Origin of the sequence: Ensifer sp. SL37, assembly GCF_026672675.1 — a bacterium.
Lineage (GTDB): Bacteria > Pseudomonadota > Alphaproteobacteria > Rhizobiales > Rhizobiaceae > Ensifer > Ensifer adhaerens.
Window position 1 is genome coordinate 955,856 of record NZ_JAPPRN010000006.1, and the last position, 24,031, is coordinate 979,886.

Sequence of the window (24,031 nt, forward strand, 5' to 3'; positions counted from 1 at the left end):
CGCATTGATAAAGGAAGGGGCCGATCGGCCCCTTTTTTTGTTGGCGACTTTCAGACCGCTCAGCTTTCGAGCGAATAGCCGGCGCCGCGAACGGTGCGGATGACGTCGGGCATGTTCGAGAAGTTCAGAGCCTTGCGCAGACGACCGACATGCACGTCGACGGTGCGCTCGTCGACATAGATGTCATGCCCCCAGACGCCATCCAGAAGCTGCGAGCGAGAGAAGACGCGGCCCGGCGAGGACATGAGGAACTCCAGAAGACGGAACTCGGTCGGGCCGAGGCGCACTTCGCGGCTGCGGCGATGAACGCGGTGGGTCTCGCGGTCGAGTTCGATGTCGCCGCAGCGAAGCAGCGTCGAGAGCACCTCGGGCTTTGCCCGGCGCAGCATCGCCTTGACGCGCGCCATCAGCTCCGGCGTCGAGAAGGGCTTGACCACGTAGTCGTCGGCACCCGTCGCCAGACCCCGGACGCGCTCGCTTTCCTCGCCGCGCGCCGTCAGCATGATGATCGGCAGACGTTCGGTCTCCGGACGCTGGCGCAGCCGACGGCAAAGTTCAATGCCGGAAACACCGGGCAGCATCCAGTCGAGGATAAGCAGGTCGGGCAGCCGCTCCTGAAGCCGGATCTCCGCCTCGTCGCCCCGCAGGATCGTATCGACGTCGAAGCCCTCGGCTTCCAGATTGTAACGCAGCAGAACGCTCAGCGCCTCTTCGTCTTCGACTACGGCGATTTTTGGCAACATCAGGTAACGTCTCCTTACCGCGGGCGGCCTTTGGGCTCATCGGCCCGGCCGGCGCTCAGACACTCTAAATCTGGAGCACATCCGCCGTTTTCAAAGGCGGGGCGAAAACCGCATGCTTCAGATACAGGAATTCGGGGCCGCGACCGAAGCCGCGACCGGATCAGATTTCAAGGGGCATGCATGCTTACGGCGCGCTTGGCGCTCAGTCGTTGACCGAGCCCAGCGTCGACGTGGTGTCATCCTTCGGACGCTCGCCTTCCGGCTGAGCACCCGTCGCCATGTAATAGATCGTCTCAGCGATATTGGTCGCGTGGTCGCCGATGCGCTCGATGTTCTTGGCGCAGAACAGAAGATGCGTGCAGGGCGTGATGTTGCGCGGATCTTCCATCATGTAGGTCAAGAGCTCGCGGAACAGCGAGGTGTAGATCGCGTCGATCTCCTCGTCACGCTCGCGGATGCTGTTGGCCTTTTCCGGCGAGCGCGAGGCGTAGACGTCGAGCACTTCCTTGAGCTGGACGAGAGCGAGCTCTGCCAGATGCTCGAGGCCACGGGCGAGCTTGCGCGGAATGCCGGAGCCGGCGACCGCGATCACGCGCTTGGCGGTGTTCTTGCCAAGGTCGCCGACGCGTTCCAGATCGGAGGCGATGCGGATCGACCCCATGATCTCACGCAGGTCGGCGGCGACCGGCTGACGCTTGGCGATCGTGACGATCGCCTTCTCACCGATCTGGCGCTCGGCGTCGTCGAGGACGGTGTCGTCCGAGATCACCTTCTGTGCGAGAGCCAGGTCGGAGTTGACCAGCGCGCGAACGGACTCGGCGACCATCTGTTCGGCGAGGCCGCCCATCTCCGAGATGCGGCGCGTCAGGTACTTCAGTTCTTCGTCATAGGCGGACATGATATGCATGGACATGATCGTCGATCCTTACGGGCGCTTTGCAGTTACTGTTGCAGCCTTATGCGGCCTCAGCCGAAGCGGCCCATGATGTAATCCTGGGTGCGCTGGTCATCCGGATTGGTGAACATCTTGTCGGTGTCGTTCTCCTCGACGAGATTGCCGAGGTGGAACATGGCGGTGCGCTGCGAAACGCGGGCGGCCTGCTGCATCGAGTGGGTCACGATGACGATCGTGAAGTTCGTGCGCAGCTCGTGGATGAGCTCTTCGACCTTGGCGGTCGCGATCGGATCGAGAGCCGAGCACGGCTCGTCCATGAGGATGACTTCCGGGCTGACGGCGACGGCACGCGCGATGCAGAGGCGCTGCTGCTGACCACCGGAAAGGCCGGTGCCGGGCTCCTGCAGACGATCCTTTACCTCGTTCCACAGACCGGCCTTCTGCAGGCTGGTCTCGACCACTTCGTCAAAGTCGGCCTTGGTGCGGGCAAGGCCGTGAATCCGCGGGCCGTAGGCGACGTTGTCGTAGATCGACTTCGGGAACGGGTTCGGCTTCTGGAAGACCATGCCGACGCGGGCGCGAAGCTCGACGACGTCGATCGTCGGGTCGTAGATGTCGTCCTCGTCGAGCGTGATCTTGCCGGTGACGCGGCAGTTCTCAATCGTGTCGTTCATGCGGTTCAGCGTGCGCAGGAAGGTCGACTTGCCGCAACCCGAAGGACCGATCAGCGCCGTGACCGTGTTCTCGCGGATGTTGAGGTTGACGTCGAAAAGCGCACGCTTCTCGCCGTAATAGACCGACACATCCTTGCCGATCATCTTGTAGGGCACGGTGTTCATTTTCTGATCCAGAGCCTTCTCGACTGCTGCTTCTGACATGATGTTCATAGTAATTACCTCACTACCAGCGGCGCTCAAAGCGACGTCGCAACAGAATGGCTCCAAGGTTCATGACGACCAGGAAGATGAGAAGAATGATGATTGCGCCGGAGGTGCGCTCGACGAAGGCGCGCTCCGCCTCATTGGCCCACATGTAGATCTGCACCGGCAGTGCCGTCGACGGTTCCATCGGCGAACCGGGAAAATCGACGACGAAGGCGACCATGCCGATCAGGAGCAGCGGCGCGGTTTCACCAAGCGCGTGGGCAAGACCGATGATGGTGCCGGTCAGGATGCCCGGCATCGCCAGCGGCAGCACGTGGTGGAAGATGGTCTGCATCTTCGACGCACCGAGACCGAGGGCCGCCGAGCGGATCGACGGCGGGACCGCCTTCAACGCCGCACGGGTGGCGATGATGATCGTCGGCAGGGTCATCAACGTCAGCACGAAGCCGCCGACGACGGCTGCCGAGCGCGGCATGCCGGCGAAGTTGATGAAGACGGCGAGACCCAGGAGGCCGTAGACGATCGACGGAACGGCCGCGAGGTTGTTGATGTTGACCTCGATCAGGTCGGTCAGCCGGTTCTTCGGCGCAAACTCCTCGAGGTAGATCGAGGCGGCGACGCCGATCGGAAGCGACAGCACCAGCACGATCAGCATCATGTAGAGCGAGCCGAGGGCAGCGACGCCGACGCCTGCCGCTTCGGGACGGCTGGAGGCGCCGAAGGTGAAGATGCCGGTGTTGAAGCTCTTCTTCAGGATGCCGGCGCTCGCCAGCTCGTTCATCCAGGTGACCTGCTGGTCCTTGACCTTGCGCTTGCCCTCATCGACCGAGAGATCGATCTGGCCCTTGAAGGCGGAGTCGATGTTGGCCTCGGCCAGCAGCGTGACAGGAACCGTCTTGCCGATGATCGACGGGTCGGCGGCGACCATGTCGCGCAATAGCGTGCGGGAGCTCGCGGAAACCATGTCGGTCGCCTGCTTGACCTGCGGCCGCTTGGTGGCGTCGATGCCGAGCTGCTTGACGAGCGCGTCGCGCACCAACAGCGGATAGTTGGCGGTCATCAGCACCTTGCCGTCGGTCGCGCGTTCGCCTTTGGGGTCGATGACCTTTTCGGTGAATTCGATCGGCAGCGTAATCGTCGTCTGCTGGAATGCGGTGTAGCCGTTGGAAAAGACGGTCCACAGCAGCAATGCCAGGAAGAAGAGACCGGTGCTGATCGCGGCCATGCCGTAGAAGCGGAACCGGCGTTCGGCAGCATAGCGACGCTTGATGCCGATATCGCGCTTGGCGGATGCGGGACGGGCGGAGATCCGGACGGTCGGGGAAGCGATGTCGGTCATTCGTACTGTTCCCGGTATTTGCGCACGATGTAGAGCGCATAAATGTTGAGGCCGAGCGTGATGACGAAGAGCGTGATGCCCAGTGCGAAGGCCACCAGCGTCTGCGGCGAGGTGAACTCGAGGTCACCTGTCAGCTGGTTGACGATCTTAACGGTCACCGTCGTCATCGGCTCGAAGGGATTGATCTGCATGCGGGCCGCCACACCGGCTGCCAGCACCACGATCATGGTCTCGCCGACGGCGCGCGAGGCGGTGAGCAGCAGCGCGCCGACGATGCCCGGGAGGGCTGCCGGAAGGATGACCTTCTTGACCGTCTCCGAGCGGGTGGCGCCAAGGCCGAGCGAGCCGTCACGAAGTGCCCGCGGCACCTGGGTGATGATGTCGTCCGACAGCGACGACACGAATGGGATCAGCATGATGCCCATGACGATGCCCGCCGTCAGAACGCTCTGTGCCTGGATGAAGTTCTGGTAGTTGCCGGTCATGAGACCGTTCATCTGGGCGGAGATGTCACGCAGGAACGGGCCAACGGTCACCAGCGCAAAGAAACCGTAGACGATGGTCGGGATGCCGGCGAGCACTTCGAGCAGCGGCTTTGCGGTCGAACGCAGGCGCGGGCTTGCATATTCCGCCATGTAGATCGCCGCGAAGAGGCCGATCGGCACCGCAAACAGCATGGCGACGAAGGCGATGTAGAGCGTGCCGGCAAGAAGCGGGATGAGGCCGAACTGGCCCGAAGCGCCGCCGCTGCCGGCAGCGGCAAACCGCGGATCCCAGACCGTGCCGAAGAAGAACTCGAACGGCGAGACCATGGTGAAGAAGCGTCCGGCTTCCGACAGCATGGAGGCGACGATGCCGACCGTCGTCAGGATGGCGATGGAGGACGCGACGATCAGTGAGCCGAGAATGACCCGCTCGACCTGGTTGCGGGCGCGGAAGCGGGTCGCGACGTTGCGGATGGCGTAGACGCCGCCGGCAATCGCGATCAGCAGAACGGCGACCGTCATCAGCCAGCGGTTGGTCGCGGTCATCGCGTTGAAGTGCTTGGCGACGGTGACCATGTAGGGATCGCCTTCGCCAGCAAGGGCAACGCCCTTGGACGCAAGCGTCGCGCGAAGATTGGCGGAGCCGCTCTCAAGGGCTGCGAGTTCCTCGCCGCTCAGGCGCAGAAGGCCACCGGCAACGGATTTGACCTGACCGAGCGCGAGCTGCACGGCGGCAGGGCCCTGGCTCTGGACGGTATCCGGCAAGGCCGCGCGCGTGCTTCCGTCGATATACACGGGAGCGGCGAACAGCCAGGTGCCGAGAACGAGTGCGGCCGGAAGCATCGCCCAGATGGCGACGTAGCTACCGTGATAGCCCGGCAGTGAATGCAGGTTGGAGAGCTTGCCGCCGGACTGCGCCAGCGAACGGGCGCGGCCTGCAAAATAAGCAATGAAACCAATAACAATAATGAGCAAAAGAAGGAGCGAAGTACTCATCCGCACGTCTCCCCGGCATCGCCCGTCATGGGTGCCGGCAAATCGAATGAAGGCATGCCCCGGCGCGAAGACATCGCGCCGGGGCTTGTCATTATCAGAGCATGTTGCCGGCAGAGAAAGCCTTGCGGATTTCTTCGCGCTCAGCGTCCGGAGCGGCAACGAGGCCGTATTCGGCGAGCGGGCTTTCCGGGCCGATCATCTGGTCGTCGAGGAAGAACTCAACATATTCCTTGAGGCCCGGGATAACGCCGAGATGTGCCTTCTTGACGTAGAAGTACAGCGGGCGGGAAACCGGGTACTCGCCGGAAGCGATCGTTTCGGTCGACGGTACGATGCCGTTGACGGTCGCGACCTTCAGCTTGTCGGCGTTGTTTTCGTAGAATGACAGGCCGAACACGCCGATGCCGTTCTTGTTGGCAGCGATACGGGCGAGCGTTTCGGTGTAGTCGCCGTCGATGTCGACAGCCAGGCCGTCCTTGCGGACTGCGACGCACTTGCTGTGCTGCTGCTTTTCATCGGCAACGGCAGCCTTGATCACGTCAACGGCGCCAGCGTTCTTGCAGCCTGCAGCGAGGATCTTCTCTTCGAAGACTTCGCGGGTGCCGTGCTTTTCGCCCGGGATGTAAGCGGCGATTTCGACGGCCGGCAGGGCGGCGTTGACTTCGGACCACTTCTTGTAGGGGTTGGCGACGATCTTGCCGTCGACGACGACTTCAGCAGCGAGCGCCTTGTAGAGGTCTTCCGGCTTCAGGGCGAGGTCGGCATTGCCGGCGTCGGTCGCAAAGACGATGCCGTCATAACCGATCTTCACTTCCTGGATTTCGGTGACGCCAGCGGCCTTGCAGGCCTCGACTTCGCTGTCCTTGATCTTGCGCGAGGAGTTGGCGATGTCGATGGTATCAGGGCCGACGCCCTTGCAGAATTCCTTCAGGCCAGCGGAGGAGCCGCCGGATTCGACCACCGGGGTCTTGAAGTCGGGGAACGTCTCGCCGAACGTCTCGGCGACGATTTTGGCGTAGGGAAGAACGGTCGAGGAGCCAGCGACCTGAACCTGATCGCGAGCAGCGGCTGCGCCGGCAAATGCGGCCGAAGCGACCAGCGCCGCGACAGTGAGTTTAAGAGCTTTCATAAAAGTTCTCCCGGAATGGGCTTGTGTTGGTGTGCGCCAAGCGTTGCAGCGCTCTTCGCCGTCTTATCGGCTGCCCCTAACTAGCTGCCGATGGCCACACCTTTTATGTCAGTTCGACGAAACATTTATGACAGCTCATGTCATTGAAAATGCTAATGAAAAATGAACACCCCCGGGTTTTCCCGCGCCAATATGTCAGAAGCGGACCGTAAAGGTCGTGCCTTTGCCGACCTCTGAATGGATGAGGAGCCGGGCACGATGCCGCGTGAGAATGTGCTTGGCGATGGCAAGGCCCAGGCCGGTGCCCTTCTTCGAGCGGCTGGCCTCGACATTGACCCGGTAAAACCGCTCGGTGATGCGCGGCACATGCTCGGCCGGAATGCCCGGGCCATAGTCCTTCACGACGACTTCGGCCTCGCCTCCCTCGCCGCCATGCAGGATTACGTCCACCTTCTTGCCTTCCTGGCCGTACTTGCACGCATTCTCGATCAGGTTCTCGAAGACCTCGATGAGTTCGTCGCGTTCGCCGCGGACGACCACGGGCTTGTCCGGCACCACGAGCGAGACGGTGACATCCAGATCCTTCGCCAGCGGCAGCAGGCTGTCGCGGACATGCCCGAGCAGCGGCGCCAGATCGACGGGGTCATCGGGCGCGATATGCGAGCGCAACTCCAGCCGCGACAGCGACAGCAGATCGTCGACAAGCCGGCTCATGCGCGTCGCCTGCTCGTGCATGATGCCGAAGAACTTTTCCTGCGCCTTCAGATCGTTGCGCGCCGGACCCTGGAGCGTCTCGATGAAGCCGCGCAAGGATGCCAGCGGCGTGCGTAGCTCGTGGCTGGCATTGGCGACGAAGTCCGAGCGCATGCGGTCGATACGGCGCGCCTGAGAGATGTCGCGATAGGTCAACAGGAAGATCCGCTTGACCGGCCCGTCGCCCGGAATTTCAGCCGGAGCGACCCGCACCACATAGACGGCGTCGGACGGCAACTGCTCGTTATGCTCGATCTGGTTCGCCTTGCCGGTCGCCATCGTCTCGCGGACCATGTCGAGGATGCCGGGCGAACGCACCCGAGCGGCAAGATAGGTGTTTGGCGGAATGGTCCCGAAGGCCTTCTCGGCTGCAATGTTCTGGAACACCACCGTCTCGTCGGCGGCAATCACCAGAACCGGCATGTCGAGCGCGTTCAGCGCGGGCACCAGCGGGTCGCTCGCCGGGCCGGCAGCGACCACCGCCTTGGCCGGGCTCAGAATAACCGAGGTTGGCGCGCTACGGTTGAGCAACGCGGCGACGAGAACGATCCAGAAGGGCAGGACAATCAGGAAATGAATACCCGCGACGGTCGCAAGGATCGCCAGGAGCACGGTGAGCCCCAGCAGCCAGCGCTCTGCTTTCAGCCGCGGAACCAGGTTCCGCCAGAACGCCTTCGAACCGTCCACCTCGACATCCTCATGAATCACTTTCTTTTCCTCCCGGACCAAAATGGTCGAGGAATAGCGATCCTTCATGACATGATTTTCACGACCGGCTTGAATCCGCAACGCAATTATGGCCTCCTCCAACGAAATCGGGTCGCGAGCGCCTTGTATATCCGATGACAGGCGCAGGCCCGAAAGTTTGAAAACGCGCATGATCCTTCCGATGATCGAAGCCGGTTTTCGGGCCCGTGCGCCAAGCCGAAAGGGCGAACCGATGGCAGCGACGGATACGGCGGACAAGGCGGAGAACCGCGCGGTGGAACTCGAAATCGGCGGCAAGAGTCGCGTTTTCGACATCGACAATCCCGAGTTGCCGAAGTGGATCGACGACGCGGCATTTTCCTCCGACGACTACCCCTACAAGAAGAAGCTCGACGACGACGAATATCTGGAAACGCTGGAAAAGCTGCAGGTCGAACTGGTCAAGGTTCAGCTCTGGCAGCAGAAGACCGGCAAGCGCATGATGGCGTTGTTCGAGGGCCGGGACGCCGCCGGCAAGGGCGGTGCGATCCATGCGACTATGGACAACCTCAACCCTCGCTGGGCGCGTGTCGTCGCTCTGACCAAACCGACCGAAACCGAACGCGGGCAATGGTATTTCCAACGTTATGTCGCGACCATGCCGACGGCCGGCGAATTCGTGCTGTTCGACCGCTCCTGGTACAACCGCGCCGGCGTCGAACCGGTCATGGGCTTCTGCACGCCCGAAGAGCACAAGCAGTTCCTGAAGCAGGCTCCCCGCTTCGAGAAGATGATCGTGCATGAGGGCATCCAGTTCTTCAAATTCTGGATCAACATCGGCCGCGAGATGCAGCTGAAACGCTTCCACGATCGCCGCCACGACCCACTGAAGATCTGGAAGCTGTCGCCGATGGACATCACGGCGCTCAACAAATGGGACGATTATACCGCCAAGCGCGACGAGATGCTGAAGGAGACCCACACGGATCATGCACCCTGGACGGTGGTACGCGGCAACGACAAGCGGCGAGCCCGACTCAACCTGATCCGCCACATCCTTTCCTCGCTCGATTACGAGGGCAAGGACAAGGGCGCGATCGGCGAGGTCGATGACAAGATCATCGGATCCGGCCCCGGTTTCCTGAAATAGACGCCGGCCCTGTCAAAACCGATGACGCCGATGGGGCCGGCAGGTTTTCCCGCCGCCCCACCTCGGAAAGCCTTGGCGACCGGGCTTATTGCCCCGGCAGGACGCGGATGGCGTAGAGGCTGAGGCTCTTGCCCTCACCGCTGATATCGCTGTTGATCACGATCTGGCCCGGCGAGCTCGGCGCCAGGCTACGGTCGAAGGTGATCTTGAAAAGCATGTCGAGCCGCTCGTCATGCACGGTAAAGCGATGGCGCCCACATTCGCCGAGCGAGGAGAAATTGCACTCGACCGCGAACTCCGTGGTCTTGCCGGGCTCGGCCTGCACGGTCAACGCCAGCGTCGACGTCTTGCCGGAGAGTTCCGCCAGGACCGCGGCCGGGATTTCGATGGTGATATCCCCTTCCGCGTCGGCGACCGCCGATGTCAGCTGCACGCGTCGCCCGCCTTCGTCGTCCACCGGCTCGACCTTTGCCTGCGCTCCGGGTGCGATCACGCCGGTTTCCTTGGGCGTGAAGACCTCGACCCAATCGCCGGTAAAGCCCTGCTGCGCGCCGAGTGTCCGCAATCCCGCCGCGCCATCGAAGTCTTCCGACGCAACCGATGCCGGGGGATTGGCAACATTCGTGTCGCGTTCGGCGGCAGATTTCAGCAGGTCATTGGTCTGCACCCACCAGGCCGCGGCCCCTGCTGCGGCGGCAAGCGTGACGACGACCATGGTGAAGGACAGAAAGCGGCTGCGCTTACGCCGGCGTTTGCGCGTATCTCCGCGGACCGTGGGCGCGATGCTCGCAGCTTCGCCAGCATCTGCCGTGCTCTCGGCGGCTGCACGCGTCGATACCACCGGACCGTCGCGATCGGCACGCAGACCACCGAGACCGCCATCGCTCGCCGCCTGGCGCGGCGCGTCGCCGGCAAAACCGGGTTCCCGACGACCGGCCGCCGGGGCCTGTGGCTGGCTCTGGGGCGGAGTCTGGGCTTGAGGTTGGGGTTGGGCCTGCGTCGGTGACCGGACTTGCGGCTCGACCCGTGGCTGTGCCGGCCCGCGTGCCCGCGCGGCATCGTCGAGACTGACCACCGGAGGTGCCGGTTGTCGCGTCCTCAGTGCCGCTCTCTCTTCCGTTTCGATCGCATGGATGACGGCTTCGAGCCGATGGCGCTGCTGGGCGATGACGTTGCCGTCCTCGATCCCCTGTTTCTGCAACCCGGTTTCGAGCGCCTGACGGGCAGATTGATAGATGCGCGCCCGCGTTTCCGCATTGGCGCGATCGGAGCGCTCAAGGGCATTTCTGATTGCAGTCTCAAGTCCGCTCACATCAAGTCCTTCTGTGTAGGCAGGGCTTTGGACCTGCCGGCGCGCCGCGGTTGACCACCGCTCTCGATCCAACCGCAAGGGCATAAGGGTTAAATCTGGAGGCACGCCGTTGGTTTTGTTAACAATTGCGTAACCGCTGCTGCCAGAATCCGCAAGTCCGGCGACGGGCGCGACCGGCCAAGGCCGGGGAAAACGCTTTCCTTCACGGCGCCTGTGCGAAAAAAGAGGCGGCGACATCGCGGCCAAACCACCCTTTGCAAGCGGCAAACTTGCTGCTATCTATTTTGACGTTTACGCAAACGTCAAAAATTTGGCGCGCCTTACCGAGGGATGGAGAAACCGATGCCGCTTCCGCCAATTCTTTCCGGAACGACGAGACTGCCGGTTGTCGGCGCCCCCCTGTTCATCATTTCCAATCCGAAGCTGACGATCGCGCAGTGCAAGGCTGGCGTGATCGGCGCCTTCCCGGCGCTGAACGCCCGCCCGCAATCGCAGCTCGACGAATGGCTGGCCGAGATCACCGAGACGCTTGCCGACCACGACGCCAAGAATCCCGGCCGGCGGGCCGCCCCCTTTGCCGTCAACCAGATCGTGCACAAATCCAATGCGCGGCTCGAGCAGGATCTGATGCTCTGCATCAAATATAAGGTGCCGGTCGTCATCTCCTCGCTCGGCGCCGTGCCCGAGGTTAATGCCGCCATCCATTCCTATGGCGGCATCGTGCTTCACGACGTCATCAACAACCGTCACGCCAATTCGGCAATCCGCAAGGGCGCCGACGGCCTGATCGCGGTGGCCGCCGGCGCCGGCGGCCATGCTGGCACGCTTTCCCCGTTTGCGCTTGTCCAGGAAATCCGCTCCTGGTTCGACGGGCCGCTGCTTCTCTCGGGCGCGATCGCTACCGGCGGCGCCATTCTGGCGGCCCAGGCGATGGGCGCCGACATGGCCTATATCGGCTCACCCTTCATCGCGACGGAGGAAGCGCGCGCCAGCGACGCCTACAAGCAGATGATCGTCGACAGCAACGCCGCAGACATCGTCTACTCCAATTACTTCACCGGCATCCACGGCAACTACCTGAAGCCCTCGATCTCGGCCGCTGGCATGGATCCGGACAATCTGCCCGAGGCCGACCCGTCGAAAATGGACTTCGGCGCGGCGACCGACGGCGCCAAGGCCTGGAAGGACATCTGGGGATGCGGCCAGGGCATCGGCGCGGTCAAGGAAGTGACATCCGTCGCCCGCATGGTCGACCGGCTCGAGCGCGAATACGATGCGGCGCGCACCCGCCTCGGCCTGCACTCCGCAGCCGCAGCGACAGCCAACAAGGAATTTTCAAGTTCTCGCAACTGATGGCTTGAAATCTCGGCGCTTTGCGTTTATCAGCGCCTCACATTCGTTCCGCGGGCTTCCGCGGAACTGCCTCCGGGCCGCTTTAGCTCAGTCGGTAGAGCACATCATTCGTAATGATGGGGTCACGTGTTCGAGTCACGTAAGCGGCACCATTCCTCCTTGAAAAGAAAAGCACGATCGCCAACGGCGAAAGTACCACTCTGTCGTCGGACAATCGATTGCCGAGATTGCCCTATCTCGCTCGGACGCTCCAGCCGTGCTGGGCATCAGACACGGTTCCAGGTGACTTCACGTCGGTCACCCAAATCTCCAGTCCATTGGCACCCGGTCGTTGACGCTTTTGCGGAAACCACGGCCGGTTCGGGTCGACGGCAATCAGCATGCCTTCATCATTGCCGATCGCGGCAAAGCTGGACGAGGCTGGCCCCACCGTTCCGACACCGAACGTCCAAGCCGCCTCGGCCACCATGCCCTCGACATCATCGGAGGGAACGCCGACCTCGCTCAGGCAGGACAGGTCAGCGCCGCTGAACGGTCGCTTGTCCGCAGGATGGATCAGCCTGCGGCGGCCGATCAATTCGAGCACGGCATTGTCGGGGCCGTCGAAGTAGATCGACTTCGATTGCCAATCTCCTTCAAGGGCAAAGCACGCGTCTCCACCCGGCTCCTTTTGGAGCAATGTCCGCCCCTCCAGCCAAGCGACGGCCATGTCAAAACGCGCAAAGGGGACGTTGAAGGCCAGGTGCACGCCGTGTGGCGCTCCCTCAGCGGCCGGGATCAGCTGGATTTCGCTCCAGCCCACCTGGATGGAGTTCCCGGCCGTCGGCAGTTCGAGGACATCGCGAAAGAAGGCAGCACTATTGGCGACGTCCGATGCCGGCAGAATTAATCTGGAGATGTGCATGAAGTCCGATCCGTCACATGGCAATTGGCTCTATCGGACAAGTTCATAAGACCTCAACTTAAGTTGAGGTCAAGACGCTTCCCCATCCTGGACCACGGAAAGCCGGATTTTCTGTTTCGAACCTCACCACAACGGGCCCAAACAGACAGGCCGAGCCTGATCGGGGTACGGCCTCCCCGACGAAGCGACGCTCGTCACAGCAGCAACAGCTTCTTCAGCACCGAAAACACTTCCTTGTAAGGCAGCCTTGTCGCGCCGGCGACGGCGAAGGGAATGAGAGCGGCGGCGGCGACCGGCACGACGGCGTCGCGGCTGATGAGCATGGTCGAAAGCTTCTTGGTCGCATCGAACAGTTTGCCGGGGTCGGCCACGTCGTCGTCGGGTTCCTCGGTCGCGTCGGCTGCCACGTTGCGGCCGAGCACCTTGCGCTCTGCTGCGCGCTGGAAGCGGGTCGCCTGCACGCCGAACATCAGCAGCCCGGTTTCCTTCAGCCGTGCCAGCGGCTTGGAAAAGGCCGACAACGGATAGGCGAAGAAGGCGATCACGATCGCCAGCCACCCGCTCATGATCATGCTGAACGTCGTCATCGACAGCGTCTCCTGCAGCAGGTGCTTCATGACCGCTGCCGCGATCGCCGCGCTCATGCCGAAGACGAAGAACATGTAGGCGTTCGGATATTGCGACAGAAAGCCGAGGCCACCCTTGCCATCGGGATGGGCGGCGACGAGGCGAAGCTCCAGTTGAGCGATCTTGCGCAAAAGTCGCGCCCAGACGAGGTGCCGCCATACGCCGCGCAGGAACAGGAAGACGAAGAGCGGTAGGCTGACGCAGATCGACCACCAGCCGGCAGCGGTAATCCTGTTGCCCTCGGCCGTATGCTCGACGGCCCAGAACGAGGCGTCTGTCGTATGGAAGTTCAGGAAGGAAAGCAGCGCCGCGACCGCGGCGAGTGCCAGGCAGACGGTTTCCGCCAGCCCGGAATCGCGTTGTTTCAGCGCGTTGGAAATCGCGCGCGCGGCTGATGGCATCGAGGTCGGAGCGATGAGCGGCGCGCGCGAAAACTGTCCGAGCTTGATGCGAAGCCCCCGCTCGACCTGCTGTTCGGCCAGCACGAAAGCGGCAATCGCGACGAAGAACTTTGCCCACACGCCCGGATCGGTCAGATAGGCGCCCTGGCTATGGTCGAGCGACAGGCTGTCGGGCAGGCCAAGCAGAAAGGGAACGCCCCAGGCAAGCGCGACGAAAAGCAAAGCCCGCTTTCCTGACTGCAGCGCGTTCGCACGCAACAGCTTCAGCCTTGCCTGCAGCTCGAAGAACGGGCCGCCATGGGACGCGAGGTACTCGGCGATCTTTCCCTGCCGAGCTGCCGGCGCGGCATCCGCCGCGTCGCCGCCGGATGCCTTGGCGCCTGGGTCCGCTCCGCTCATGGCGCTCAATCCTCCACGACCTGCCAGTTGTCGTTGGGATTGAACTGCCGGATCCCTTCAGCAACGCTCTCGGTCTTGTCGCCCAGATCGGCCTGGTAGACGGTGCCGTTACGGTTGACGACGAAGGTGTGGACGCCCGTTGCGCCATACTTCACCGGCCAGGCGACCAGAGCGAAGCCCGCAATCATGTTGCCGTTGATGATGTAGTCGAACTTGCCGCCGGCGATGTTGTCGCCCTGGCTCGTCAGCACGCGGTAGCGATAACCGAAATAGCCCTTGCCGGCCTGGGCCCTGGCAAGCACTGCGCCATCGGCGAGCGCTTCACCCGCGGGGCTCTGTGGCTGGCCCTCGCCCGCGGGCCAGTAGAGCCCGTCGGTCTTGCCCTCGCTGCTGATCAGCTTCTGCGCGTATTCGAGCACGCCGTCGCCGTCATGATCTTCCTGCGCATATTCCTCCTGCGCCTCGACATAGGCGCGGACCGTCGCGATCGTGTCGAGTTCGTTGCGGCCGACCAGGCGATTGGCGATCTCCTCGAGACCGGTATAGGTGTCGAAGGCCCATTTTCCGTCGTCGCCCTTGGCAATCGGGAACGGGAAGGGCCAGAGCACTTCGCCGATCTCCAGTACTTTTCGGTTTTCGACGTCCTGTACGGCCACCTTCTTCTTTACGCCCGCCTGGATATCGGCGTAGGCGTCCATCACCCCGTCGCTGGTCTTGGCCTTGGCCGCATCCAGCCCCACCAGGTTCGCGAGCTTGTCGAAATCGCCCGAACCAACGGCGGCCTTGAACGCATCGATTGCCTGTTCCGGTGTGTCGAACGCCGGCGGATCGCTTGCGGCCGCATAGTCGGAGAGCGGCGTGTGCGCCGCGGGATCCTGCGCAGAAGCGACCGTCGCCGAGCCGCTGGCGAGCACGGCGGCTGCAAAGGAAGACAGGAGCAGATCATGTACGCGCTTGGTCATTTTCGTTCTCCTCCCTCGAGTTACCGGTGCCGTCCGCCGCCGCCGCCACCACCACGCCTGATCTCACGGTGCGGCTGGCCACCGCCGCGCTGGCCGCCACCAAGCGCCTGGCGGCCGCGGTCCGACTGCATCTTGGTCACCCGTCCGCTCTGGACCTGACCAAGGGCGGATGGTTTTCCGCCACCGCCACGATCGATCTTGCCGCCCGGCTTCGGCTTGGCGACCTGGCGATCGGCCCGGGCCGCCGGCTTGGCATTGCCGATCTTGTCGCCCTGAGGCCTCTGCTTGACCTGGTTGCCCGGTTTGCGGTCGCCAGGAGCTGCGTTGGTTCGCCCGAGATTTTCCCGCTGGCGCGCCTCGACCTTGCTCTTGCGGACATCGTCGACCGAGATCCGGCTACCGGATCTATTTGCCGCCGCGCCGATCTCGTTGGTGCGGGCCACCTTCGCCCGGTTGGCGATGTTGTTGCCTTTCGCCGACTTGAAGTCCCGCTCCATGGAGGTGCGATCGATCTTGGCGAACTGGTTCTTGTCGAAGCTGATCTTGCTGCGGTCGACATTTTTCCAGTCGACGTCGTTGAATTTCACCTTGCCGTTGACGTTGTTGAAGCAATTGTTGCAGTCGATATCGACATCGCCGCCGTTCCAGCGCCCGCCCCAGACGCCCCAGTCGTCCCAGTCGACGACCGCGGCAAAGGCAGCACCCGTGACCACGCCGGCAAAGAAGGTCGCCGTCGGATAGTAATAGTTCGGATAGGGCTCGGGATAATAGGCGATCGGGGCCGGCTGATAGCCCGGATCATAGAGCATCTGCGGCTCGTATTGGGGGACGTAGATTTTCTCCGGATTGGCGGCCTGGATCACGACGTTGTCGTTTTCCTGCTTCACCACCACCTTGTCGTCCGACTTGATGACGCCGTCGGCGACCGCCTTGTCGCGCAATTGCTGGATGGCGACGAGCACGTCCTTCTGCTGATAGGCGAGCGCGTCGCTGAGCGACTGGGTCCAGTCGAGGTCGTCGCTCATCATCTTGACGATCTGAGGATAGTTCAGAAGCGAGACGATGCTGCCGTCCCAGCTGTCCTTCGGCTTCATGTCCTTCTTGGTCTGCGAAACCTCGAGGAAGCGCTCGGCCTCGACGATCTGCAGCGGGTAGAGCGAGGCAGAGGTCACGAGTGCGACGAGTTCGTCGGGATAGAGCGCAATGCGCGCGACGAGGACCTCGAGCTCATCTTCGCTGAGCGGTTGCGGCGCCTCTTCGGTCGCCGCCTGGGCGGCGGCCTGCTCCTGCGCCAGCGCAGTGCCCACCGCAAACGAACCCGTCAGCAAGGCAAGCAACGCCACCGTTGGCGCACGCAAAGAACGAGGTCGGTCGAACATGGTCTCTCCTATCCAGGCACAACGATCAACAAACGAGCCCGGGAGATCCCCCGGCTTGGACGTCACGGCGCCGGCCATACGCGGCCGGCGGGGCAATCGCGAGAATTCCCATTCGCTGTCATCGACGTCCCCTTCCGCACGCTTGCGTGGAGAACCTGGTCGCTTGTCAGAAAGCCGAATGGGACAATCAGGAAGAGCGGCATGAGCACCGGCAGCCAGCTGGCCAGCTGCCGGTGAATTTTAGACATGAGAAACAGAACGCCCGGCAATTGCAACCGGAAAATGAGGACGTGCGCGCGCGCACGCCGTCTTTGCTTGCGCGAGAGCCGGGCCGAAGCCCGTGCCCGCCAGCCGCGAACGTCCCGGATCAAGGGCGGTCGGCATCGGCTCCGAGCATCATTTCAGGCTGCCGTCGCCGCTTCGATCCGCGGTCTTGAAATCCGCCATCACCCGATCAAGAAACTCGTTCCGGCTGATCTTGCCGTCACTGTTGGTATCCGTGGCGGCAAACTGCTGAGCGTTCAGCGCCTGCTTCGTCTCATCGGACGTAAGATTTCCGTCCTTGTTCTTGTCGAGATTGTCGAAGGCGCTCGCCATGAAGGCCTCGTACTCGGACCGCTCGACCGCGCCGTCCTTGTCGCTGTCGAGCGCGCTCATCTGTCCCTGGTTCATCGTCGCAGCTTGCTGCGCGATCGCCGGTGTGATCTGGCCGAGCGCAAGCACGCTCATGAGAACGATTTTCTTCATTCTGCTCTGTTCCTCGATCAATAATAGCGGCATGTCAGCGCGTTGCCGGCAGCAGCGCCGAGTGTCGCTCCACCACCAACGGCCCATAGCTGACCGGTGCCTGAACCAATGGTCGAGCCGATCAGGCCGCCGACAATGGCCCCACCAACGGTTCCGGCAATGCAGCCGAATTCGTTGCCGGTCGAACCGCTCTTGGACATATAGGCCGATTGGCACCCCGATAAGGCTAGGGCGCCGGCAAGAACGATAGTTATGGTCTGCTTGCTCATCTTATCCTCCAATATGGCCGTCTGATTGCAATAGAGATCGGCGGAGGCGCCATTGAGTGGCGTCGGACGTAAATAAGCTTCCGAATATTCTCCCGGAATCGGGGGAGACTCTTCTGTTGGATCAGAAGCAGCTCGCGGATAGACATGCAGTCTGGCAACAACAGGGCCTTGAACTGCCGGCGAATACTACGCCCGAGAACCCCCGATGACAACGGACAGCGTGATTTTGTAGATTGCACGGCGCCGGCGCCCCTCCCCGCCGCCCTTTCGACCTCTGGAAATCGTCTCCCGCACGGCGACATCTCACCTTAGATTTTCTAGGGTCTCCCTCGAAATATCGTCATTTGTGCCGTCGGGCCGGGCGGTCTAGCTCTTTGCCGTCCCGTTGGGCACTTCTTGCAGGGTCTCCATGGCCTGGCGGGACATGGGCCAGCAAAGCGCCGGCTCGGATCCGACACACCATCTCCGACCGTGGCCGGCCGGCCTCCCACGCCCGCGCCACCGACAGCATACCTATCGAGAGAGAACACATCGAATGGATAGAATGGCGACAATTAAATTAGGTCTTTCTACTGCAATCCTTGCGACCCTGGCGTCCAGCGCCTTCGCCGAAGGCGGCGAGCGGGCGCAGATTGCCGCTGCCGTGGACAAGGCGATCCGCCCCATCATGCGCGAACACAAGGTGCCGGGCATGGCCGTCGCCGTCACCGTTGAAGGCCGGCACTACTTCCTGAACTACGGCGTCGCTTCCAAGGAAACGAACGCACCGGTTACCGAGAATACGCTGTTTGAACTGGGCTCGATCAGCAAGGCCTTCGCCGCGACACTGGCGTCCTATGCGCAGGTCACCGGCAAGCTCTCCTTCGACGATCATCCCGGCAAGTACATCCCGGCCTTTGCGGGCACGCCAATCGACAAGGCGACCCTCCTGCATCTTGCCACCTATACGGCTGGCGGACTGCCGCTGCAGTTTCCCGATGCGGTCAAGAGCAACGCCGACATGGTCGGCTATTTCAGCACATGGAAACCGGAGGCCAAGCCCGGCAAGAAGCGTCGCTATTCCAACCCGAGCATCGGCCTCTTCGGCCACACCGCGGCTTTAGCGATGGGCGGTAGCTTCAGCGCGGTTCTCGAAAGCGAGATCTTTCCCAAGCTCGGCCTGAAGCACAGCTATGTCCGCGTTCCCGATAGCCAGATGGGCAGCTACGCCTGGGGCTACGGCAAGGCCGACAAGCCAATTCGCGTCACTGCCGGTACGTTCGACGCGGAGGCCTATGGCGTAAAGTCATCGGCGATAGACATGATCCGCTTCGTCGAAACCAACATCCAGCCTGAACTTCTCGACGGCGCGATCCGCAAGGCGGTCGAAGGCACCCATGTCGGATATTTCGATAGCGGCAAGATGGTGCAGGGGCTGGGCTGGGAACAATACCCCTACCCCGTTTCGCTGGAGCGGCTGCTCGACGGCAATTCGCGCGACATGGCCCTGAAAAGCAACCCGGTCAAGGCATTGGATCCCCCGAAGCGGCCCGATGGCTCGACGCTCTACAACAAGACCGGCTCCACCAACGGCTTCGGCGGCTATGTCGCCTTCGTACCGGAGAAGAAGATCGGAATCGTGCTGCTTGCCAACCGCAACTACCCGAACCCCGAGAGGATCAAGGCTGCCCACGCGATCCTGAAGTCGCTGGAAGCGGCGGCGAAGTAACGGCAGATCGCCCGCGTCGGTTTCGTGTCGCGGCAAGCCCGCGACACGGGAAACGACATCCATCAACAACTCTGTAGCGAATCTTCAATCAGCGCCTGCTTGCATATTGACGCCGAGTATTGTCATCTGCATTTCGCGAAAGCGCGATCAGATGCAGTCGAGTTCAGGCGTATGTGGGGATGCCGATGTTCGAATGGGTGGGAGTTCAGGGTTCGTTACATCGGGGAGGCGCAGGCAGGGGGCGGACAATGTTCGTGCTTGCTGCGCTGACGCTGCTTGCCGGCTGCGGCGGCCATGCCAAGGGTGTGATGGCGCCCGTCGCACTCACCACTCCGGTCCCGGGCGCATCCACCGTCGACATGCTTGTCGCAACCACGCGCGAACCCTCCGGCGATCCGGCAACGCTCTTTTCCGGCGAGCGCGACGCCAATACTTTCCTTACCGACGTCGCGGTTTCGATCCCGCCGGAAACGGCACGCAAGTCGGGCACGGTGCAATGGCCGCGCAAGCTGCCGCCGGATCCGGCCAAGGAATTCGCCGTCACGCGGGTGAACGAGCTCAAGTCGCTCGATGAAGCCAAGTCCTGGTTCCTGCAGCACGATGTCGGCGGCAATGCCTTCGTCTTCGTGCACGGCTTCAACAATCGCTACGAGGATTCGGTCTACCGGCTGGCGCAGATCGTGCATGACTCGGAGGTCCAGGCAACGCCGGTTCTCTTCACCTGGCCTTCGCGCGCCAACGTGTTCGACTACAACTACGACAAGGAAAGCACGAACTATTCGCGCACGGCGCTCGAAGACATTCTGAAAAAGCTATCCGACGCGCCGAAGGTCAAAAGCATAACCATCCTCGCCCATTCCATGGGTACCTGGCTGACGATGGAATCGCTCCGGCAGATGGGCATCCGCGACGGCAACGTGCCGTCCAAGATCGAGAACGTCATCCTCGCCTCGCCCGATATCGATCTCGATGTCTTCGCCAAGCAGTTTGTCGAGATGGGCAAGAAACGGCCGAAGTTCACCATCTTCGTTTCGCAGGACGACCGCGCCTTGGCGCTTTCGAGCTTCATCTCGGGCGACGTTTCACGCCTTGGCGCAATCGACCCGTCGGCAGAGCCTTATCGCACTCAGCTTGAAAGGGCCGGCATCACTGCCATCGATCTGACAAAGGTCAAGTCTGAGGACGGCCTGCACCACGGAAAGTTTGCGGAAAGCCCCGAGATCGTCCAGCTCATCGGCACGCGGCTCGCCACGGGGCAGACGCTCACAGATTCCGATATCTCGGTTGGAACCGGCATTGCCGCGGTCGTTGCCGGCACGGCGAGAAACGTCGGCAACGTCGCGGCCGTGACGGTCTCGGCGCCTGTGTCGATCCTCGAAAACCCGCAGCCGGCGAAGAAGAAGAAGGTGGTCGTCGGAGACACGCTCGCAACCGACATGCCGACGCCGGTGAAGATAAAGTAAGGGCTTGGCGGCAGCCCGCCGTCAGCCCTCGTCGCCGACGAAGCGATAGCCGACGCCCGGCTCCGTACGGATGATCTGCGGATCGGCCGGATCGCGCTCGATCTTGCCGCGCAGCTGGCCGATGAAGACGCGCAGATAATGCAGGTCTTCGCCGTGCGCGACGCCCCAGACCGAAGTAAGCAGCGTCTTGTGGGTGACGACACGGCCGGCGTGATGCGCCAGCATCACCAGGAGGTCGTATTCCTTTGGCGTCAGCCGGACGGGCTCGCCGTCCTTCGTCACCACCCGCTTGATCGTGTCGATCGCCACGCCATCGGCGGAAAGCTGCGTCTGGCCACCTTCCATCTGCACCCGGTGGCGAAGGGCCGCACGGATGCGGGCCGTCAGTTCGCCGATACCGAAGGGCTTTTCGATGTAGTCGTCGGCGCCGAGATCGAGTGCTGCGATCTTTTCGCTTTCCCGGTCGCGGGCCGACAGGATGATGATCGGCACCTGCGACCAGCCGCGCAGGTTGGCGATGACCTCCTTGCCATCCATATCGGGCAGGCCGAGATCGAGGATGACGACATCCGGCGCCATCGTCGCCGCCGCCTTCAGCGCCTCGGCGCCGGTCATCGCCTCACGAACGTCATAGCCGGCAGCACTCAGCGCGGGTTTCAGGAAACGCTGGATCTGGGGTTCGTCGTCGACGACGAGGATACGCTCCACGCTCATGCACGGTCCTTTTCGGAGATTTCAGCCTTGGCGGCGGGAAAGCGCATGGAAATGCGCGTGCCGCGGCGGCGAAGCGCCGGGCTCTCCGCCTTAATCTGCCCGCCCATCGCTTCGACGAAGCCCTTGGCGATCGACAGTCCCAGCCCCGTTCCCGGAGTGCGGCCATCCGCCTTGCCGCGGCGGAAGAATTTCTCGAAGACCTGCTCGAGGTCCCGCGGCGGAATACCCTTGCCGAGGTCGGTCACTGACAGCACGATCTCGTTGCCGTCGGTACGGGCATAGATGCTGATCGGCTCTTCGCCGCCATATTTGTTGGCATTGTCCAGCAGGTTGAAGAGCACCTGGCCGAGCAGCACGCTGTCGCCCCGCATCAGGGGCAAGTCAGGGGCGATGCTGGTTTCGATCTCGCGCTCGGGAAAATATTTGCGAGCGCGATCGACCGCCGCCCGCACCACGTCGGCGACATCGACCCAATCGCGCTTGGCATTGACGGTACCGGCCTCGATGCGCGTCATGTCGAGCAGGTTGGCGACAAAGCGCGTCAGCCGACCGCCCTCCTCCTCGATCGACTGCAACAGGTCGTCGCGGCTTTCCGGCGGCATGCGATCACCGAGCTGGCGCAAGCTGGTGACGGCGCCGGTAATGGTCGCAAGCGGGGTTCTCAGATCATGCGAAATGGATGAAAGAAGGGCAGCGCGGAAGCGCTCGCCCTCGAGCTTTGCGGCCTGGTCGAGGCTTTCGCGTGACAGGCGGGCGCGGTCGACGGCGATCGCCGTCTGGTCGAGGATCGCTGCCAGCGCCCGCTCCTCGTTGATCTCCAGTGGCTTGTCGGCCTGGACGAAGCCGCAGACGCCGACGACGCCGTGCGGGCTCGTCAGCGGCCGGAAATGGAAAGGGCTGTTCGGCAGGGTTCCCGTGCCGTTGCCGGCCGGCTCGCGTTTGTCCATCGCCCAACGCGCCGCCATGATGTCGGTGACGTCGAGCTCGGTGTCCGGCGGCCAGGCGGCTTTCAGCTGCAGGTCTCCGTCCTCAGGCAGAAGCAGCGCTGAACTGCGTTTCAGCGTCGACTGCATCTGCGTCACCGCCGCCCAGAGCACGTCGTCGGCCTTGGCGGTGCCTGAAAGTTTGCGCGAAAAGTCATAGAGCGCCTGAGTCGCGGCGGCGCGCTGGCGGGCGGTCTTTGCCTGCTCCCGTACCCGCGATGCCAGGCTGCCGGCAAGGGCTGCGGCAGCGAGGAAGACGACGAGCGCAAAAACCTCGTGCGGCTCGGCGATGGTGAAGGTGCCGGTCGGTTTGATGAAAAAGAAGTTATAGGCGAGCACCGAAAAAAGTGCTGCCGCGATTGCCGCGATGTGACCGGCATAGGTCGCCGAGGCCAGCACCGCGAGCAGATAAAGCAACGAGATGTTGGGCAGGACGACGAAACGGCCAAGCAGCAGGCCGACGGCGGTCGAGACGACGACCGACCCGGCGGCGATGCCGATCGCGCGCCCACTTCCCGGCGGCAGCGTCCGTTTCATCTTCGTTCGCCGTTTGACGGGCACCGTCTCGCGATCGGTCACAAGGTGAATGCCGATGCCGGACACGCGCTCGGCCAAGGCGTCGGGAAGCGACTGGCGAAACAGCCGCATCGGGAACGGCTGGCGGCGCGCGCCGATGACGATCTGCGTCGCGTGTTCCCGGCGCGCGAGCTTCAGGATTTCCTCGACGAAGTCGTTGCCGATAATACGGCGCGTCTCGGCGCCGAGCTGTTCGGCAAGACGGAAGGTTTCGTCGAGCCGGCGCACGTCTTCGCCGTCGCCGCTCTCGCGGTCGGCGCGCTCGATGAAGACGACGATCCAGGGGGCATTCAATCCCTCGGCGAGCCGGCTTGCCGTGCGCACGACCTTTTCGGACAACGGGTCCGAACCAATGCAGACGAGCAGCCGCTCGCCGCTTGCCCAGATGCCTTCGATGGCGTTCTGCTTGAGGTAGTCGACCATCTGGTCGTCGACCCGGTCGGCTGTCCGCCTGAGCGCCAGTTCGCGCAGTGCCGTCAGGTTGCCAAGGCGGAAGAAGCGGTCGACGGCGCGCTGTGCGCTGTCGGGCAGATAAACCTTGCCCTCCTTCAGCCGCTCGATCAGCTCGGCCGGCGACAGATCCACAAGTAGTACGTCGTCAGCGCGCTTCAATACGGTATCCGGCACCCGTTCGCGCACGGGTACACCGGTGATCTGGGCGACGATATCCGAGAGGCTTTCGAGATGCTGGATGTTGAGCGCCGTCCAGACATCGATGCCGGCGGCGATCAGTTCCTCAACATCCTGATAGCGCTTGGGGTGCCGGCTTTCGGCCGGATTGCTGTGGGCCAGTTCGTCGACGACGATGATCCGGGGACGCCGCGCGAGGGCCGCATCCAGGTCGAACTCGGAAAGCATTCGGCCGCGATGGTTCACATCGCGGCGCGGCAGTATCTCCAATCCGTCAATGAGCGCAGCGGTCTCGCTGCGCCCGTGTGTCTCGACCAGACCGACGACGATATCGACACCGTCGTCCTTCAGCCGGCGGGCCCGCGACAACATCGCATAGGTCTTGCCGACGCCGGGAGCGGCGCCGAGGAATACGGTCAGTTTTCCCCGGCGGTCCTGCGCGGCAAGCGCCAGCAGTGCGTCTGGGTCCGGGCGACCTTTGGCGTCGCGTTCACTGTCGGGCATGCATTGTCTCAGGCGTGATCGATTCTAATAGCTTAGAGC

Annotated in this window: 20 protein-coding genes and 1 tRNA gene; 5 read left to right on the forward strand and 16 right to left on the reverse strand. The window is 62.8% G+C overall.

Annotated features, from left to right (window positions below; genetic code table 11):
* Positions 1 to 59: 59 nt before the first annotated feature.
* From phoB to phoR, 7 genes are all read right to left on the reverse strand, one after another.
* Positions 60 to 743 (reverse strand): phosphate regulon transcriptional regulator PhoB, encoded by a 684-nt coding sequence (phoB, locus tag OVA00_RS16785; protein WP_034797168.1) that lies wholly within the window; start codon positions 741 to 743, stop codon positions 60 to 62.
* Positions 744 to 945: 202 nt separating this feature from the next.
* Positions 946 to 1,659 (reverse strand): phosphate signaling complex protein PhoU, encoded by a 714-nt coding sequence (gene phoU / locus OVA00_RS16790; protein WP_089043230.1) that lies wholly within the window; start codon positions 1,657 to 1,659, stop codon positions 946 to 948.
* Between the two features lie 50 nt (positions 1,660 to 1,709).
* Positions 1,710 to 2,525 carry a phosphate ABC transporter ATP-binding protein PstB gene (pstB, locus tag OVA00_RS16795; RefSeq protein ID WP_034797173.1) on the reverse strand — a complete coding sequence of 272 codons (816 nt, stop codon included), beginning with the start codon at positions 2,523 to 2,525 and terminating at the stop codon, positions 1,710 to 1,712.
* A gap of 13 nt (positions 2,526 to 2,538) precedes the next feature.
* The gene (gene pstA / locus OVA00_RS16800; protein ID WP_034797174.1) at positions 2,539 to 3,861 is read right to left on the reverse strand and encodes a phosphate ABC transporter permease PstA; all 1,323 of its coding nucleotides are present in this window, start codon (positions 3,859 to 3,861) and stop codon (positions 2,539 to 2,541) included.
* Positions 3,858 to 5,342, reverse strand: coding sequence for a phosphate ABC transporter permease subunit PstC (pstC, locus tag OVA00_RS16805; protein WP_034797175.1), 1,485 nt, complete (start codon positions 5,340 to 5,342; stop codon positions 3,858 to 3,860). Before pstC ends, pstA begins: the two co-directional genes overlap by 4 nt.
* Positions 5,343 to 5,436: 94 nt before the next feature.
* Entirely contained in the window at positions 5,437 to 6,471 is a 1,035-nt protein-coding gene (locus OVA00_RS16810; RefSeq protein ID WP_034797176.1) for a substrate-binding domain-containing protein, read from the reverse strand.
* A gap of 195 nt (positions 6,472 to 6,666) precedes the next feature.
* Positions 6,667 to 7,932 (reverse strand): phosphate regulon sensor histidine kinase PhoR, encoded by a 1,266-nt coding sequence (gene phoR, locus OVA00_RS16815; protein ID WP_034797603.1) that lies wholly within the window; start codon positions 7,930 to 7,932, stop codon positions 6,667 to 6,669.
* 232 nt (positions 7,933 to 8,164) lie between these two features.
* Between phoR and ppk2 the strand changes: the two genes are divergently transcribed.
* Complete coding sequence (gene ppk2 / locus OVA00_RS16820) at positions 8,165 to 9,061, forward strand: polyphosphate kinase 2 (RefSeq protein WP_268090340.1); 897 nt, start codon at positions 8,165 to 8,167, stop codon at positions 9,059 to 9,061.
* 85 nt (positions 9,062 to 9,146) lie between these two features.
* Here ppk2 and OVA00_RS16825 read toward each other — a convergent pair whose 3' ends face one another.
* The gene (locus OVA00_RS16825; RefSeq protein ID WP_268089349.1) at positions 9,147 to 10,373 is read right to left on the reverse strand and encodes a biotin transporter BioY; all 1,227 of its coding nucleotides are present in this window, start codon (positions 10,371 to 10,373) and stop codon (positions 9,147 to 9,149) included.
* Between the two features lie 342 nt (positions 10,374 to 10,715).
* Here OVA00_RS16825 and OVA00_RS16830 point away from each other — a divergent pair, with 342 nt between their 5' ends.
* Together OVA00_RS16830 and OVA00_RS16835 are read left to right on the forward strand one after the other, a co-directional pair.
* Positions 10,716 to 11,726: an NAD(P)H-dependent flavin oxidoreductase gene (locus OVA00_RS16830; protein WP_060581853.1), complete on the forward strand. Its 1,011-nt coding sequence runs from the start codon at positions 10,716 to 10,718 to the stop codon at positions 11,724 to 11,726.
* A 76-nt stretch (positions 11,727 to 11,802) separates the two neighbouring features.
* A tRNA-Thr gene (locus tag OVA00_RS16835) sits at positions 11,803 to 11,878 on the forward strand.
* Positions 11,879 to 11,958: 80 nt separating this feature from the next.
* Here the strand turns inward: OVA00_RS16835 and OVA00_RS16840 are convergent.
* The 6 genes from OVA00_RS16840 to OVA00_RS16865 form a co-directional block, all read right to left on the reverse strand.
* Positions 11,959 to 12,630, reverse strand: a complete 672-nt coding sequence (locus tag OVA00_RS16840) for a VOC family protein (RefSeq protein ID WP_089043227.1) — start codon at positions 12,628 to 12,630, stop codon at positions 11,959 to 11,961.
* Between the two features lie 194 nt (positions 12,631 to 12,824).
* Complete coding sequence (locus OVA00_RS16845; RefSeq protein WP_192437489.1) at positions 12,825 to 14,057, reverse strand: hypothetical protein; 1,233 nt, start codon at positions 14,055 to 14,057, stop codon at positions 12,825 to 12,827.
* Between the two features lie 5 nt (positions 14,058 to 14,062).
* Positions 14,063 to 15,019 carry a DUF2950 domain-containing protein gene (locus tag OVA00_RS16850; protein WP_089043225.1) on the reverse strand — a complete coding sequence of 319 codons (957 nt, stop codon included), beginning with the start codon at positions 15,017 to 15,019 and terminating at the stop codon, positions 14,063 to 14,065.
* A 20-nt stretch (positions 15,020 to 15,039) separates the two neighbouring features.
* Entirely contained in the window at positions 15,040 to 16,398 is a 1,359-nt protein-coding gene (locus OVA00_RS16855; RefSeq protein ID WP_268089350.1) for a DUF3300 domain-containing protein, read from the reverse strand.
* Between the two features lie 396 nt (positions 16,399 to 16,794).
* The gene (locus OVA00_RS16860) at positions 16,795 to 17,145 is read right to left on the reverse strand and encodes an EF-hand domain-containing protein (protein WP_060581847.1); all 351 of its coding nucleotides are present in this window, start codon (positions 17,143 to 17,145) and stop codon (positions 16,795 to 16,797) included.
* A gap of 17 nt (positions 17,146 to 17,162) precedes the next feature.
* Complete coding sequence (locus OVA00_RS16865; RefSeq protein WP_034797201.1) at positions 17,163 to 17,414, reverse strand: glycine zipper 2TM domain-containing protein; 252 nt, start codon at positions 17,412 to 17,414, stop codon at positions 17,163 to 17,165.
* 535 nt (positions 17,415 to 17,949) lie between these two features.
* Between OVA00_RS16865 and ampC the strand changes: the two genes are divergently transcribed.
* Together ampC and OVA00_RS16875 are read left to right on the forward strand one after the other, a co-directional pair.
* Complete coding sequence (gene ampC, locus OVA00_RS16870) at positions 17,950 to 19,122, forward strand: class C beta-lactamase (protein WP_146749499.1); 1,173 nt, start codon at positions 17,950 to 17,952, stop codon at positions 19,120 to 19,122.
* Between the two features lie 248 nt (positions 19,123 to 19,370).
* On the forward strand, positions 19,371 to 20,585 hold the full coding sequence (locus OVA00_RS16875) for an alpha/beta hydrolase (RefSeq protein ID WP_051659371.1): 1,215 nt from the start codon (positions 19,371 to 19,373) through the stop codon (positions 20,583 to 20,585).
* A gap of 21 nt (positions 20,586 to 20,606) precedes the next feature.
* On the opposite strand, the gene OVA00_RS16880 is transcribed toward OVA00_RS16875, so the two are convergent.
* The gene (locus OVA00_RS16880; RefSeq protein WP_113079603.1) at positions 20,607 to 21,299 is read right to left on the reverse strand and encodes a response regulator; all 693 of its coding nucleotides are present in this window, start codon (positions 21,297 to 21,299) and stop codon (positions 20,607 to 20,609) included.
* Positions 21,296 to 23,992 carry a sensor histidine kinase gene (locus OVA00_RS16885; protein ID WP_060607157.1) on the reverse strand — a complete coding sequence of 899 codons (2,697 nt, stop codon included), beginning with the start codon at positions 23,990 to 23,992 and terminating at the stop codon, positions 21,296 to 21,298. The genes OVA00_RS16880 and OVA00_RS16885 overlap by 4 nt, the downstream gene beginning before the upstream one ends.
* Positions 23,993 to 24,031: the final 39 nt, after the last annotated feature.

Bases quoted from the DNA above. Each gene is read 5' to 3' on its own strand.
- phoB (WP_034797168.1), bottom strand. From the start codon at position 743: ATGTTGCCAAAAATCGCCGTAGTCGAAGACGAAGAGGCGCTGAGCGTT.
- pstB (WP_034797173.1), bottom strand. From the start codon at position 2,525: ATGAACATCATGTCAGAAGCAGCAGTCGAGAAGGCTCTGGATCAGAAA.
- pstA (WP_034797174.1), bottom strand. From the start codon at position 3,861: ATGACCGACATCGCTTCCCCGACCGTCCGGATCTCCGCCCGTCCCGCA.
- pstC (WP_034797175.1), bottom strand. From the start codon at position 5,342: ATGAGTACTTCGCTCCTTCTTTTGCTCATTATTGTTATTGGTTTCATT.
- OVA00_RS16810 (WP_034797176.1), bottom strand. From the start codon at position 6,471: ATGAAAGCTCTTAAACTCACTGTCGCGGCGCTGGTCGCTTCGGCCGCA.
- ppk2 (WP_268090340.1), top strand. From the start codon at position 8,165: ATGGCAGCGACGGATACGGCGGACAAGGCGGAGAACCGCGCGGTGGAA.
- OVA00_RS16830 (WP_060581853.1), top strand. From the start codon at position 10,716: ATGCCGCTTCCGCCAATTCTTTCCGGAACGACGAGACTGCCGGTTGTC.
- OVA00_RS16840 (WP_089043227.1), bottom strand. From the start codon at position 12,630: ATGCACATCTCCAGATTAATTCTGCCGGCATCGGACGTCGCCAATAGT.
- OVA00_RS16845 (WP_192437489.1), bottom strand. From the start codon at position 14,057: ATGAGCGGAGCGGACCCAGGCGCCAAGGCATCCGGCGGCGACGCGGCG.
- OVA00_RS16850 (WP_089043225.1), bottom strand. From the start codon at position 15,019: ATGACCAAGCGCGTACATGATCTGCTCCTGTCTTCCTTTGCAGCCGCC.
- OVA00_RS16855 (WP_268089350.1), bottom strand. From the start codon at position 16,398: ATGTTCGACCGACCTCGTTCTTTGCGTGCGCCAACGGTGGCGTTGCTT.
- OVA00_RS16860 (WP_060581847.1), bottom strand. From the start codon at position 17,145: ATGAAGAAAATCGTTCTCATGAGCGTGCTTGCGCTCGGCCAGATCACA.
- OVA00_RS16865 (WP_034797201.1), bottom strand. From the start codon at position 17,414: ATGAGCAAGCAGACCATAACTATCGTTCTTGCCGGCGCCCTAGCCTTA.
- ampC (WP_146749499.1), top strand. From the start codon at position 17,950: ATGGATAGAATGGCGACAATTAAATTAGGTCTTTCTACTGCAATCCTT.
- OVA00_RS16875 (WP_051659371.1), top strand. From the start codon at position 19,371: ATGTTCGTGCTTGCTGCGCTGACGCTGCTTGCCGGCTGCGGCGGCCAT.
- OVA00_RS16880 (WP_113079603.1), bottom strand. From the start codon at position 21,299: ATGAGCGTGGAGCGTATCCTCGTCGTCGACGACGAACCCCAGATCCAG.
- OVA00_RS16885 (WP_060607157.1), bottom strand. From the start codon at position 23,992: ATGCCCGACAGTGAACGCGACGCCAAAGGTCGCCCGGACCCAGACGCA.